12 protein-coding genes are annotated in these 13015 nt (G+C 70.5%); 8 read left to right on the top strand and 4 right to left on the bottom strand.

The window, feature by feature from the left end:
* The first annotated feature begins 23 nt into the window (after window positions 1–23).
* The 4 genes from ABT294_RS14530 (at window position 24) to ABT294_RS14515 (ending at window position 3615) form a co-directional block, all read left to right on the top strand.
* Window positions 24–356, top strand: a complete 333-nt coding sequence (locus ABT294_RS14530; RefSeq protein ID WP_350805997.1) for a hypothetical protein — start codon at window positions 24–26, stop codon at window positions 354–356.
* Window positions 357–460: 104 nt separating this feature from the next.
* Window positions 461–1057 carry an NUDIX hydrolase gene (locus ABT294_RS14525; RefSeq protein WP_350805996.1) on the top strand — a complete coding sequence of 199 codons (597 nt, stop codon included), beginning with the start codon at window positions 461–463 and terminating at the stop codon, window positions 1055–1057.
* 249 nt (window positions 1058–1306) lie between these two features.
* Window positions 1307–1966, top strand: coding sequence for a lysophospholipid acyltransferase family protein (locus ABT294_RS14520; RefSeq protein WP_350805995.1), 660 nt, complete (start codon window positions 1307–1309; stop codon window positions 1964–1966).
* 68 nt (window positions 1967–2034) lie between these two features.
* Entirely contained in the window at window positions 2035–3615 is a 1581-nt protein-coding gene (locus tag ABT294_RS14515) for a penicillin-binding transpeptidase domain-containing protein (protein WP_350805994.1), read from the top strand.
* A gap of 64 nt (window positions 3616–3679) precedes the next feature.
* Here the strand turns inward: ABT294_RS14515 and ABT294_RS14510 are convergent, their stop codons facing one another.
* On the bottom strand, window positions 3680–4591 hold the full coding sequence (locus ABT294_RS14510; RefSeq protein WP_350805993.1) for an alpha/beta fold hydrolase: 912 nt from the start codon (window positions 4589–4591) through the stop codon (window positions 3680–3682).
* A gap of 149 nt (window positions 4592–4740) precedes the next feature.
* Window positions 4741–5379 carry a PadR family transcriptional regulator gene (locus tag ABT294_RS14505; protein WP_350805992.1) on the bottom strand — a complete coding sequence of 213 codons (639 nt, stop codon included), beginning with the start codon at window positions 5377–5379 and terminating at the stop codon, window positions 4741–4743.
* A 705-nt stretch (window positions 5380–6084) separates the two neighbouring features.
* Here ABT294_RS14505 and ABT294_RS14500 point away from each other — a divergent pair.
* Window positions 6085–6423 carry a hypothetical protein gene (locus ABT294_RS14500; protein WP_350805991.1) on the top strand — a complete coding sequence of 113 codons (339 nt, stop codon included), beginning with the start codon at window positions 6085–6087 and terminating at the stop codon, window positions 6421–6423.
* 176 nt (window positions 6424–6599) lie between these two features.
* Here ABT294_RS14500 and ABT294_RS14495 read toward each other — a convergent pair whose 3' ends face one another.
* On the bottom strand, window positions 6600–6875 hold the full coding sequence (locus ABT294_RS14495) for a DUF3040 domain-containing protein (RefSeq protein WP_350805990.1): 276 nt from the start codon (window positions 6873–6875) through the stop codon (window positions 6600–6602).
* Between the two features lie 133 nt (window positions 6876–7008).
* Here ABT294_RS14495 and ABT294_RS14490 point away from each other — a divergent pair, with 133 nt between their 5' ends.
* The 3 genes from ABT294_RS14490 to ABT294_RS14480 all read left to right on the top strand — a co-directional run bounded on the left by ABT294_RS14490 (window position 7009) and on the right by ABT294_RS14480 (window position 12080).
* The gene (locus ABT294_RS14490; protein ID WP_350805989.1) at window positions 7009–8043 is read left to right on the top strand and encodes an Rv2578c family radical SAM protein; all 1035 of its coding nucleotides are present in this window, start codon (window positions 7009–7011) and stop codon (window positions 8041–8043) included.
* Between the two features lie 143 nt (window positions 8044–8186).
* The gene (locus ABT294_RS14485; RefSeq protein ID WP_350805988.1) at window positions 8187–10220 is read left to right on the top strand and encodes a GTP-binding protein; all 2034 of its coding nucleotides are present in this window, start codon (window positions 8187–8189) and stop codon (window positions 10218–10220) included.
* A 567-nt stretch (window positions 10221–10787) separates the two neighbouring features.
* Complete coding sequence (locus tag ABT294_RS14480) at window positions 10788–12080, top strand: glycosyltransferase family 4 protein (protein ID WP_350805987.1); 1293 nt, start codon at window positions 10788–10790, stop codon at window positions 12078–12080.
* Here the strand turns inward: ABT294_RS14480 and ABT294_RS14475 are convergent.
* On the bottom strand, window positions 12040–12960 hold the full coding sequence (locus ABT294_RS14475) for a S1C family serine protease (RefSeq protein WP_350805986.1): 921 nt from the start codon (window positions 12958–12960) through the stop codon (window positions 12040–12042). The two genes, ABT294_RS14480 and ABT294_RS14475, sit on opposite strands and share 41 nt — an antisense overlap.
* Window positions 12961–13015: the final 55 nt, after the last annotated feature.

Here is a 13015-nt window from a genome sequence, read left to right as displayed (position 1 = left end):
GCGTTCCGAGAGGAGCCGAGATCATGTCCTCCCCGCAGAATCCGCAGTACGGCGACGACCCGGCGTCCGGCCAGCAATGGTCGCAGCAGCCGCCACCTCCGCCGCCGCCCTACCAGCCGCCGTACCCGCAGCCCCAGCGCCAGGGCGCCCAGGTCCTGTCGATCATCGGGTTCGTCTGCGCGGCGGTGGCGCTGCTGTTCATCCCGATCCTGTTCGGCATCGCCGGGATCGTCCTCGGCATCGTGGGCCACGTCCGCGGCGAGTCGCTGGGCAAGTGGGCCGCGGTCGCCTCGGGCGTCACGATGGTGCTCGGCATGGTCATCGGGTATCTCGTGCTGCGCAGCATGGCCGCCTGATCCACCGCTCCCCGGCCTGCCGCTCCGACCCGGGCGGCAGGCCGCGCGCGTGCCGGATCGCGCCTTGCGGCCGCGATCCGGCACGCGCGTGAGATCCTGGCCCGGTGCTTCCCCCGATCGACGAGCTGCGCGAGCTGATCAGCGCGAACCTGGCCGCCTTCGACCGCCGTGCGGCGCCTGCGGCCGAGGGGGTCCGCCGGGCCGCGGTCACCGTGTGCGTCCTGGAGGACACCGAGCGCCGCCCGTACACCGTCCTCATCCAGCGGGCGCCGCGCGGACGGAACGCGGGGCAGTGGGCGCTGCCCGGCGGGCGGCTCGACGACGGGGAGCAGCCGCTGGAGGCGGCGCTGCGGGAGCTGACCGAGGAGGTCGCGGTCACCGGGGTGGACGTGGCGGGCCTCCTGGACGACTTCGTGACCGACTCCGGCTTCGTCATCACGCCCGTGGTGGCCTTCGGCGGCCGGCAGCAGCCGGTGGGCGACCCGCGCGAGGTGGCCTCGGTGCACGCGGTGCCGCTGGAGCGGTTCCTGGCGCCCGGGGTGCCGCGCTGGCGCAACGGGCTGCTGCAGATGCCGCTGGGCCCGTCGATCGTGGTCCACGCGCCCACGGGGGCGATTTTGTGGCAGTTCGCTGAGGTGGCCCTCCGGGGGCGTGAGCTGCGGGTCCTCGACGTGGCCCAGCCCGGCTGGACGAGAACGTGACCGAATCTTGGCGGCTGGTGGAATACGACCCGCCCGATGTCCGTTAGAGTCGAAAGGCCGATGTGGTCTGTGTCCCCCGGGCCGCAAATTACCGCCTTCACGGAATACCGTTCGGCTGGAGCCGTGTTGTGCACCTCGCCGAGGAGGCGACCGCCACATCGGCCTTAATGCTTTTCAGGCGCCCCGTCCACCGGCGGGGCGCCTGCTTTATGGTGGGGTGGCCGATCGACGATCAGTCCAGGAGAGCCGTTGCTGTACGAAGTGGTCAAGTTCGCCGCGTCGCCGCTAGCGCAGGTGATGTGCCGCCCGCACATCACCGGGGCGGTGAACGTACCGAGGAAGGGGCCGGCGATCCTGGCGGCGAACCATCTGTCGGTGCTCGACTCGTTCCTGCTGCCCGCGCTGCTGCCACGGCACGTCACCTTCGTCGCCAAGAACGAGTACTTCTCCGGCAACCCGGTCTCCGGCTGGTTCATGCGCCTCGGCGGCAGCCTGCCCATCGACCGTGACAGCGCGCACGCCGCGCAGACGATGCTCGACGCGGCGGCCGACCTGCTGGAGCAGGGCGAGCTGTTCGGCATCCACCCCGAGGGCACCCGCTCCCCCGACGGCCGCCTCTACCGGGGCAAGATCGGCGTTGCGTGGCTGGCGTTGAAGACCGGCGCTCCGGTGCTGCCGGTGGCGCTCAGCGGCACCGAGAAGGTGCTTCCCGTCGGGGCCAAGGTGCCCCGTCCGGCGCGGATCGGCATCGCGATCGGCGCGCCGCTGCGGTTCGAGGGCGACCACCGCAACGCGCGTGACCGCCGCAGGGTGACGGACGAGATCATGGCCGGCATCCAGAAGCTGTCGGGGCAGGAGTACGTCCCCGCCTATGCCGCGAGTTTCAAAACCTCTAGCGATATGTCCTAATTTGCCGACTATGCTGCGGTACCTGCCGACGACCAGGGGGCTGAGCAGTGGCACGTGGCCGTACCATCGTGATCGTATCCACCGTCACCGTGCTGGCGGTGGGTGCCGCCGGCGGCGGCGCATACTTCCTGCTGCGCACGCGCGGCACGCCGGGCGAGACTGCCCAGCGCTTCGCCGCCGCCTGGCAGTCGGGCAACACGGCGGGCATGACCGCGGAGCTGGCCGCGCCGCAGTCGCTGACCGTCTATGACCAGATGAGGGCCGGGCTCGGGGTCGAGTCCATGACGGTCAAGCTCGGCCAGGTCGCCGAGCGCGACGACCGGGCCGGCGTCCCCTACACGGCGACGCTGAAGCTGAAGAACGTCGGCGAGTGGAGCTACCAGGGCAAGCTCGACCTCAAGGTGACCGACCGCACCTGGAAGGTCGACTGGACTCCCGCGTCGCTGCACCCGTCCATGACCTCGGGCGCCACCTTCGCGCTCAAGACGAGCTGGCCGCAGCGCGCCTCGATCACCGACGCCCGCGGCGGGCGCATCGACGACGGCACCGTCGGCGGGTCGGTGCAGCAGCTCGTCGGCTACCTCGACAAGGCCACCAAGAAGGACGTCGCCAAGCTCGGCGCCTCCTACAAGGTCGGGCAGGCCATCGGCAGGGGCGGGCTGCAGGAGACCTTCCAGAAGCAGCTCGCGGGCACCCCCACCACCGAGATCCAGCTCGGCGGCAAGACGCTGGAGACGATCGACGGCAGCGACGGCGAGGGCGTCAAGACCACGCTCGACCCGCGCGCCCAGGCCGCCGCGGTCGCCGCCGTCAAGGACAAGAAGAAGCCCACCTCGATGGTGGCGATCAAGCCGAGCACCGGCGAGATCCTGGCCGTGGTCAACAACCAGGGCGGCTTCAACCGGGCGCTGGACGGCCGCTACCCGCCCGGCTCGACGTTCAAGGCCGTCACCGCGATCGGGCTGCTGGAGGCCGGGCTGTCACCGCAGGACAAGGTGAACTGTCCCAAGTACGCCAACGTGGGCGGGCTGAAGATCCGCAACTCCGAGGAGGAGGAGTTCGGCTCGCTGTCGTTCCTGGACTCCTTCGCCCACTCGTGCAACACCACCTTCGCGCCGCTGGCCGAACAGCGGCTGGGCGCCGACAAGCTGCTGAAGACGGCCGAGGAGGTCGGCTTCAACCAGCCGCTCAACATCGGCCTGCCCGCCACCAAGGCCAGCTTCCCCAGGGCCCAGTCCGACGCCGAGCTGGCCGCCGAGGCGTTCGGGCAGGCCAGGATCACCGCCAGCCCGCTGTCGATCGCCTCGGTCGCCGCCGCGATCGCCGACGGCACCTGGCGTCCGCCCACGCTGGTGCCCGAGCTGAAGCAGAAGGCCACCGAACAGGCGCTGCCCAGCGGGGTCACGTCCAAGCTGCACTCCATGATGGCGGCGGTGGTGACCAAGGGGACCGCCAGAGGGGCCGGGCTGCCGTCCGGCACGATGGGCAAGACGGGCACGGCCGAGTTCGGCACCGGCGACAAGCTCGACACGCACGCCTGGTTCATGGGGTTCAAGGGGGACGTGGCGTTCGCCGTGGTGGTGGAGGGCGGTGGCACCGGTGGCAAGGTGGCCGCCCCCGTCGCCGCCGCCTTCCTGAAGGGCCTCTAGCAGGGCGGCCGCCGCCTTCCAGGAGGGCCTGCGATGACCGCCGCCCTCCTGGCCCTCGGGTTCCTCAGGCCAGGAACGGGCGCACCGCTTCCGCCACCTTGGCCGGGGCGCCGCGGAAGTCGGCGTTGCTGGTGGCGTTGTGGCCGAGGCCGGGCAGCCGCGTGCGGGTGGCGTGCGGCAGAACCCGTTCCAGGGCGTCCAGCGCCTCCTTCATGTAGGCGGGGCTCTTGGCGCCGCCGAGCAGCAGCACCTCGGCACGGACGTCGCGGTAGTCGTCGAGGGATCGGGCCGTCTCGGCGACCACCTGGGCGTCGTAGTGCACGGTGGGGGCGAGCTCACGGAACGTCGGCTCGTCACCGGCGCCGCCGCGGTCCTGGGCGGCCAGCATCCGTCCGGTGACGAACTCCAGCAACCCTCGGGGCAGGACGTTGAAGACGGGCGGCCCCATTTTGATCGCCAGCATGGCGGTCACCAGCGCGGCGGCGGTCCTGCCCTCGGCGATCTCGCGGTCGAAGCGCGGCAGCCAGCCGCTGGAGGTGGAGCCGTCGAGGTCCAACGGCGGGTCGAAGATGACCGCCTTGCGCAGGGCCGGTTGGACGAGCGCGGTGCGCAGAGTGATGATCGCGCCGGCGCTGACGCCGATGACGCGCTCCGCGCCGGTGGCGGTGAGCAGCGCGTCGAGGTCCTCGACCTCCCGCTCGACGCTGTAGTCGCCGTAGGGGCCGCTACGGCCGCGCCCGCGCCGGTCGGGCAGGTGGCAGGTGAAGCTTCCGGACAGGGCCTCGGCCAGTTCGAGCTGGCTGTGGCCGGCCTGCATCATGCCGTGCAGCACGACGACGCCGGGGCCGCGCCCGAGCGTGCGGTAGCTGATGACGGTGCCGTCGCGGGAGGTGACAGTGCTGATCTCGCTGCTGATCTTGGCGCTGGTCTTGGTGCCGGTCTTGGTGCTGGTCACAGTGCTGGTCTTGGTGCGCATGGACGTACTCCCCTTGTGGGTCTTGGTCGGGGAGCCCGGCTATCCTTACGGTTGCCAACTCGTGGCCGGGCCCCCTCACCGGGTGGTCGGTTCGAGGTCGAGGGCCTCGGCGGCGGTGTTCCAGCACCACCGCCGGGGCCCTGGTTTCGTCAGTCGCCGCCCCTTTCCGCCAGGTCCGCCAGCTCGGGCGACAGGTCGCCGGTGCGGTGGTAGGCGCGCCACTGTTCGAGGTCGGGGAAGCGCCCGGTGGTCAGCTCGTCGACCAGCTCCTGAGTCCAGGTGGCCTCCGCCTCGCCGACGGCCAGGGCGTACTCCGACTCGACGACGAACAGCCGGGGCAGTTCCGCGCGTTCGCGCGCCAGCCTCTCCCGGTCGGCCGCGAGCCGCTCACGCAGCCGGTCGACCCGCTGCCGGAGCAGCCGCACCACCTCGTCAGGGCCGAGACCGGCCATCACCGACAGGCCCGCCTCGAACGATGACGGCTCCCGCTCCGGGGTCGACAGCAGTTCCCTCGTCCAGTCGGCGAGCTCTTCGCGGCCCGCGTCGGTGACGCGGTAGACGGTCCGCTCGGGACGGCCGCCCTGCCGGGCGCTCTCGACGGCCTCGATCAGGCCGTGCTTGTCCATGTTCCGCACGACGGTGTAGAGGGAACCCCATTTGATCTTCATGTCCTGGTCCTTGTCGCGAGCACGCAGGACCGAGGCCATCTCGTAGGGGTGCATCGGGCGCTGCACCAGCGCCGACAGGACCGCGAGCGCCAGCAGGTTGCCGACCTTGCGCCGTTTCATCACCAGACCACCTCGCTTACGATTACTCGTAAGCGAGCATACGTCTGCGAGTAACGAGCGTCAAGACGGATGGGATCGCGGCACCCCATGCGCCCGGTCGCGCCACCAGCACCCGACCGAAGGGCCTCCGCGCCCTTCGCCGTCGGCCAGGCCCGGACGTGCGACCGCCGGGTCAGGACAGCCGCGCCGAGAGCGTGGCGACCGTCGAACGGTTGACCGTCGCCGGAAGCCGGGCGCGGCAGTTTCCCGGCCACCTCCGCGCCGAGCGCTCGCCGTTTTCGGGACGACGCCCACCGTCACTGATCCGACACGTTGAGCTGATATTCACCTCGCCGCACTCCCCATATCGGAAAACAATGGCATCGATCCACTTTTCCGCTATTTGCCGTACTTCTGGCACGTCATTGAGGGGCCAGGGGAAGTACGGCCCGAACCTCCCGAAACGGTGTTGATGCGCAGGTCGAACACGTGCGGCGGGCCATCAGCACGGAATGCCGCATTTCCCCCGTACACCCGGATAATTACCGACATGTAGCGATGAGCCGGAAATGAGGCTTTGCTTCTCGCCGGGAGATTCCGCCAGGTGTCGCGATTAGTCTGAGTGATGTTCAGCGCCGAAATTCGGCGTATCCCGGGATTCCGAAATCCGACGCTCGCCATCCGACCCCGGTCCGCCCGGGGCATGATCTCAGGGAGTGATCTCTGATGCTCAAGCGTCTGCTGCTCACCGCCGCGCTGGCGGCGTCCCCGCTCCTCGTCACCGGAACCATCAGCACGCCTGCACAGGCCGCCGAGGCGAGCCGATGTGCGTCCGCCGAGCAGATCACGCTCACGCCCGCCGGCACGGCCAGAAGGTGCGAGTGGAGGCGGGGCTGCTACTACTGCTACAGGAACGGACACTGGAACCGCGAGTACTGCCGGAGCGGCGGAGGCCGCATGGGCGAACACCGTTCCCGTTACGGCGAACACCGGTTCGGCCAACACCCGTTCGGCGAACACCGCTTCTACGACGAGCGCCGCACCGGCGAACGCGGCGGCCACTGAGCGGAACGCGTGTGCACCGCAACCCCGCGAGGCCACCGCCTCGCGGGGTTGTCTGCGCATAGACGGTCACGGACCGGCGTGCCACCACCCGCGACTGTGATCATCGGCCTCACACAGGAGGCGGAGGGCCCGAGGGAAGGGCCAGGACGTGACGGGTGAGCGGCCAGGCGGGGATATCAGAAGGCGGCGAGGGCGAGGGCGGCCGCCTCGTGACGGAGGACCAAGATCAGGAGAGAGGCTATCAACGTCGCGATGAGCAGCCAGCTGATCGCGATGATCACCGTCGAACGACGCGGGCGACGCCGGACGGGACGCTCCCGATGGGCTCTCGCCTCACTGCGGCGCACCCGCTCGTTGAACGACTCAAGACGCGCGACCAGTCGCGGATCGTCATCGACGAGGTGCTGCTCAATCTGCGCCAACATTCGCTCCTCGTCCTGCGACCAGGCCATAGGTGCACCTCCGGAACGCAAGCTCTGTTCGAGGTTTCTGCCCAACCCTGAAGATCATTAGCCCCCGCCTGGCCAGGTAATTGCAACCTCTTTCCATTTGCGATCAACCTCGAATATTTGTTCTAATCATGGCATGCGCTGGGACAACCTCCGTCTGGCCGATCCCGGCCCAGGCGATCCGGCCGTGCCGCTGTTCGCCCGCGGTGCGGTCACCCGCACCTTCGACACCCCCGAGTTCCGCGGGATGACCTTCTACGAGATCCAGGCCCGCTCGATCATCAACCGGGTTCCGGGCGCCAGCCGGGTCCCGTTCGAATACACGATCAACCCCTACCGGGGCTGCGGTCATCGCTGCGTGTACTGCTTCGCCAGGAAGACACACGAATACCTCGACCTCGACTCCGGGGCCGACTTCGACTCGAAGGTCGTGGTGAAGGTCAACGCCGCCGAGCTGGCCAGGAAGGAACTGGCCGCGCCGCGCTGGCGGGGCGACCACGTGGCCATGGGCACCAACGTCGACCCCTACCAGCGGGCCGAGGGCCGCTACCGGCTCATGCGCGGCATCCTGGCGGCGTTGCGCGATGCGGCCAATCCGTTCTCGGTGCTGACGAAGGGCACGCTCATCCTGCGCGACCTCGACCTGTTGACCGAGGCCGCAGACGTGACCGACGTCAGCGCCAACGTGTCGGTCGGGTTCGTCGACCCCGGCGTCTGGCGATCCGTCGAGCCGGGGGCTCCCGACCCGCGCCGCCGCCTGGAGGTGTGCGCGACGCTCAACGACAACGGCGTCGCCTGCGGCGTGCTGATGGCGCCCATCCTCCCCTACCTCACCGACTCCCCCGCCCAGCTGGAGCAGACGGTCAGGGAGATCGCCCAGGCGGGCGCGACCCACGTCGCCCCCATCGTGCTGCACCTGCGCCCCGGCGCGCGTGAGTGGTGGATGGCGTGGCTGTCCCGCGAGCATCCACGGCTGATGCCGCGCTACCTGGAGCTGTACGGCAGAGGCTCGTACGCGCCCAAGGCGTATCAGCAGCGCATCGCCGGCCAGGTCAGAGAGCTGGCGGCACGGCACGGCGTCGGCCGGGCCACCCCCGCCATGGCGCGCCGCGTCCCACCCCGCCCGGAACCCGGGCCCGAGGCCGCGCCGCAGCAGCTCAGACTCCTGTAGCGAAAATCGCTGGCCGTCCTCGCCGGGGCGGTGGCACGATGGGCGGGCACGTGCAGTCGACCTTCAGGAGCTTGTGATGCGGCGGGGCCACGACGTCTCCCAGCGCCCCATTCGCACGAGAGTTCTCGAAGGCTCACGCACGCATGCACATCCTGAACATCGGCATCCTCGCGCACGTAGACGCGGGCAAGACCAGCCTCACTGAGCGGCTGCTGTTCCAGACCGGCGCCATCGACCGGCTCGGCAGCGTCGACGAGGGCAGCACCCAGACCGACAGCGGCGACATCGAGCGGCGCCGCGGCATCACCATCCGTACCGCCGTCGCCTCCTTCACCGTGGGGGATCTTCGGGTCAACCTCATCGACACACCGGGGCACGCGGATTTCGTCGCCGAGGTCGAGCGGGCGCTCGGCGTCCTCGACGGCGCCGTGCTGGTGCTGTCGGCGGTCGAAGGGGTTCAGCCGCACACCCGGGTCCTGATGAAGACGCTGCGGCGACTGCGGCTGCCCACGCTGATCTTCGTCAACAAGATCGATCGGGCGGGGGCTCGGGAGCGGGAGGTGCTGGCCGCGATCCGGCGGTGGCTCTCCCCGTACAGCCCCGCGCTGAACACCGTCCAGCGGATCGGCACGCGCGACGCCCGCACCACCCCCCTGCCAGGTGGCACGGGGGTGGGAGGGGCAGCCACACGCAACGACCCGCAGATACCGCCGGCCGGACGCGACGACCGCGCGCTGGAGCCGCTGGTCGAGAGGGATGGCGGGCTGGCGGAGGTGCTGGCGGAGCACGACGACGGCCTGTTGGAAGTGCTCGTCGAGGGGCGGGAGCCCGGGAGGGCGCGGGTACGGGCGGCGCTGGAGCGGCAGTGTGCTGATGGCGTGCTGCATCCGGTGCTGTTCGGCTCGGCGATGACCGGGGAGGGGGTCGGCGATCTGCTCGACGCCTTCGCCTTGCTGCCCGCCGTCCACACTGAGCCCGCCGTGCACGCGGAGGCCGACGGGCGTGCGGAGGCCGACGGGCGGGCCGGGACGGCGGGAGGAGCCGAACCGACCGGGACCGCGGGGCTTGAGGGGGTGGTGTTCGCGATCGAGCGCGGAGGTGCCGGGGAGAAGCTGGCCTACGTCCGGATGCGGTCGGGGACGTTGCGGGCCCGCCAGCGCGTCACGCTGTACCGGCGGCTGCCCGGCGGGGGCGTGCAGGAGTACGGCGGGCGGGTGAGCGGGCTGCGGGTGAGCGGGTCGGAGTGGCCCGTGGCGGGCTCCGGGGACATCGCGCTGGTGTGGGGCGTGCCCGAGGTGCGCGTGGGCGACTGCCTGGGACGTCCGCCCGAGCCCGGCCGGCAGCCGTACTTCGCGCCCCCGAGTCTGGAGACGGTCATCAGGGCGCGCGTCCCGGAGCAACAGGCGCGGCTGCACGCGGCGCTGGCCGGGCTGGCCGAGCAGGACCCGCTGATCGCGACCCGCACGCTGGACGGCGGCGAGACGTCCGTGCTGCTGTACGGGGAGGTACAGAAGGAGGTCATCGCCGAGACGCTGGCAGGGCTCGGCGTGGACGCGGTGTTCGAGCCGAGCAGGCCCGTCTACCTGGAGCGTCCGATGGGCACGGCGGAGGCGGTGGCGGAGATCCAGCGCCATGGCCGCAACGACCTGTGGGCGACGGTCGGGCTGCGGGTGGAACCCGGGCCGGTCGGGTCGGGCGTCGGATACCGGCTGGGGGTGGATCTGGGGTCGCTGCCGCTGGCCTTCCACCGGGCGATCGAGGACAGCGTCCGCGACGCGCTGCGCCGGGGGCCGCACGGCTGGCCGGTCACCGACTGCCTGGTCACGCTCGTCCGAAGCGGGTACGCCAGCCCGGTGAGCACGGCGGGCGACTTCCGGGCCCGCACGCCGGTGGTGCTGGCGCGGGCGCTGCGCCTGGCCGGGACCCGGGTCTACGAGCCGTGTCACCGGTTCGAGGTGGAGATCCCGCCGCCTGCGTTGAGCGCGGTCACGGCGAGGCTGGCGGCGCTGGGCGCCGACGTCGCGGGGTGCGCGCAGCGGGACGAGGGGTGGCTGGTGAGCGGCGACATCCCGGCGAGGACGGTGCACGCGTTCGAGCGGGAGTTGCCGGGACTGACGCACGGCGAGGGCGTGTGGTGGTCGCAGCCGTCGGGCGACCGTCCCATCCGCCATGGGTGAGCCACCCCCTGGAGGAACGGCCCCGCGACCCCGGCGCGGGTGCACCACGCCCTGGCAGCGCGGGGGACGGTTCGCGTCACGGGTGAACCGCTGCGCGCCATAAGTGATATGTCGGGTTTCTGTGTCGAATGGGTATTAACGGCACTGGTGTACTCAAGGGGGGCACCGCATCTGACAGGGGGAAAGACCATGGCAGAGATGAAGAAGAAACCGTCCGCCAAGACCGGCAAGACGAAGAAGCAGTCGATGAAGACCAGCCGGCAGGTCAAGGAGACGAAGAAGGAACCCAGGAAGCCAGACGAGGCCTGATCCGGCGACCTGACCGGACAGCCGGGGCCGTCGGTCCCGGCTGTCCGGCAGGTCCGGCCGCTGGTCACCACACGTCTCCCCCGCATTCGGACGCCCCATGCAACCTTGGGGGGTTTTATGGCGTCTAAGGATCAAAGGCGGGGATAGCGTCACGGGGATGTACGGGGCACTCCGCCGAAGCGAGACAATTGCCGGTGGTGAGGAGGTCTCACCACCGGCCATGCGTATGGTGACTTACTCAACAAAGGGGACCTCTCAGTGCGCGCACTGGCACGGAAGGGCAAGGCGGCCGTCGGCCGGCTGTACAGGGGATACAACCGGCGCCGGGTGCGCAAGGCGCCGCCGCCCTCCACCCGTCAGATCAGGATCCTGCTGCTGCACGCCTACGGCATGGGCGGCACGATCAGGACGGTGTTCAACCTCGCCAGCTACCTGGCCAAGGAGCACGACGTCGAGATCGTCAGCATCCTGAAGGAGGCCGAGGAGCCGTTCTTCCCGATCGACCCGCGGGTCAAGTTCCGCTTCCTGGACGACCGGCTCAACCCCAGCCCCGACCCGCTGCGCGCGATGCTGTCGAAGATGCCCAGCCGCCTCATCCCCCCGGAAGAGAGCGCCCACCACCGCTTCAACCTGTGGACCGACCTCAAGCTGGCCCGCTACATCCGCTCCCTCGACACCGGCGTGCTCATGGCCACCCGGCCCGGACTCAACCTGGCCATGGCCCAGTTGGCGCTACCGAGCGTGATCACCGTCGGCCAGGAGCACGTGGCCCTGCGCACCCAGGCCGAGTCGGTGCAGGAGCTCATCAAGTGGCGCTACCGCCGCTTCGACGCCCTGGTCACGCTCACCAAGGCGGACCTGCGCGACTACCGCAACACCCTGCCGAAGAAGCCCAAGAAGCTGGCCCGCATCCCCAACGCGGTGCCGCCCATGACCGGTGACCTGGCCAAGCTGGACTCGAAGATCGTCATCGCCGTGGGCCGGATCACCCGGCTCAAGGGCTTCCACCGCCTCATCACCGCCTGGGAGACCGTCGCCGCCGCCCACCCCGACTGGACGCTGCGCATCTTCGGCGCCGGGCCGCAGGAGGACAACCTGCGCGCCCAGATCGCCGAAGCCGGGCTCGAGGGCAAGGTCGAGCTGCCTGGCCCCACCTCCGACGTGGGCGCCGAGCTGGAGAAGGCGTCCGTGTTCGTGCTCAGCTCCCGGCACGAGGGCTTCCCGATGACGATCCTGGAGGCCATGGCCAAGGGGCTGTGCATCGTCAGCTTCAACAGCCCGCACGGCCCCAAGGAAATGATCACGGACGAGGTCGACGGGATCCTGGTCAAGCCGCGGACCAACGCCAACCTCGCCACGTCGATCATGCGGGTCATCGAGGACGAGGAGCTGCGCCGCAAGCTGGCCGCCGGAGCCCTGGAGACCGCCCGCACCTACGACGTGGACGCCGTCGGCGCCCAGTGGGACGAGCTGCTCGACGAGCTGCTCGCCCGCCGCAACGGCACCTACGTCAAACCTCCGACCCCGACAGCTCCACCGGCTCAGCAATGACGTCCACCAGGGCGCCGTTGCGGTAGACCGTGATCGGCAGCGGCCGGCCGATCGCGTCGGCGAACATCAGCCGCTGCAGGCTCTGGGCGTCGCCCACGGGGCTGCGTCCCGCGCTCAGGACCAGGTCGCCCGCCCGCAGTCCCGCCCGATCGGCGGGCGAGGCGGGCACCACCTCCACCACCCGCAGCGCGTTGCTCTGCCCGGTGCGCAGGCGCAGCGCCTCGGCCAGCGGCGCCGGCGAGGTCACCAGCCCCAGGAACGCCCGCCGCACGCGGCCGTCCTTGATCAGCGCGCCGATGATGGAGCGGGTCGTGGTGTTGATCGGCACGGCCAGCCCCACCCCGACACCGGCCACGGCGGTGTTGATGCCGACCACGTGGGCGCGCGCGTCGGCCAGCGCGCCGCCCGAGTTGCCGGGATTGAGGGCGGCGTCCGTCTGGATGACGTCCTCGATCAGGCGGACGGCGGAGCCGCTGCGCGCGGGCAGCGACCTGCCCAGCCCGGAGACGACCCCGGCGGTCACCGACCCGACCAGCCCGAGAGGGTTGCCCACCGCGACCACGAGCTGGCCGACCACCAGCTCGTCGCTGTCGCCCAGCTCGGCGGGCAGCGGCGTGGGCCCGAGCGATCGGATCACCGCCAGGTCCGACAGCGGGTCGCGGCCCACCACCAGGAACTCGCCCGACATCCCGTCGGCGAACGCGACGCTCCCCGACCGCGCCGATCCCACCACGTGGGCGTTCGTCAGGAGGAACCCGTCGGCCGTGAACACCACCGCGGAACCGCTGCCACGATCCGTCCGCACGCTGGCCACCTTCGGCAGCAGCTCGGCAGCCACGGACGAGACGACGCTCGAGTAGGCGTCGAGGGGATCCGCCATCACGCGCACTCCTTTGCTTACAGGATTACACGGTAACTCTGTAGTACCCCCGAAC

Origin of the sequence: Nonomuraea sp. NPDC000554 (assembly GCF_040300065.1) — a bacterium.
GTDB lineage: Bacteria > Actinomycetota > Actinomycetes > Streptosporangiales > Streptosporangiaceae > Nonomuraea.
The sequence above is the reverse complement of the archived record's forward strand: the minus strand, read 5'-3'. Positions and strand labels throughout refer to the sequence as shown.

Coding starts and splice junctions, on each gene's coding strand:
- ABT294_RS14530 (WP_350805997.1), top strand. CDS start 24: ATGTCCTCCCCGCAGAATCCGCAGTACGGCGACGACCCGGCGTCCGGC.
- ABT294_RS14510 (WP_350805993.1), bottom strand. CDS start 4,591: ATGCGCACCAAGACCAGCACTGTGACCAGCACCAAGACCGGCACCAAG.
- ABT294_RS14505 (WP_350805992.1), bottom strand. CDS start 5,379: ATGAAACGGCGCAAGGTCGGCAACCTGCTGGCGCTCGCGGTCCTGTCG.
- ABT294_RS14500 (WP_350805991.1), top strand. CDS start 6,085: ATGCTCAAGCGTCTGCTGCTCACCGCCGCGCTGGCGGCGTCCCCGCTC.
- ABT294_RS14495 (WP_350805990.1), bottom strand. CDS start 6,875: ATGGCCTGGTCGCAGGACGAGGAGCGAATGTTGGCGCAGATTGAGCAG.
- ABT294_RS14490 (WP_350805989.1), top strand. CDS start 7,009: ATGCGCTGGGACAACCTCCGTCTGGCCGATCCCGGCCCAGGCGATCCG.
- ABT294_RS14485 (WP_350805988.1), top strand. CDS start 8,187: ATGCACATCCTGAACATCGGCATCCTCGCGCACGTAGACGCGGGCAAG.
- ABT294_RS14475 (WP_350805986.1), bottom strand. CDS start 12,960: ATGGCGGATCCCCTCGACGCCTACTCGAGCGTCGTCTCGTCCGTGGCT.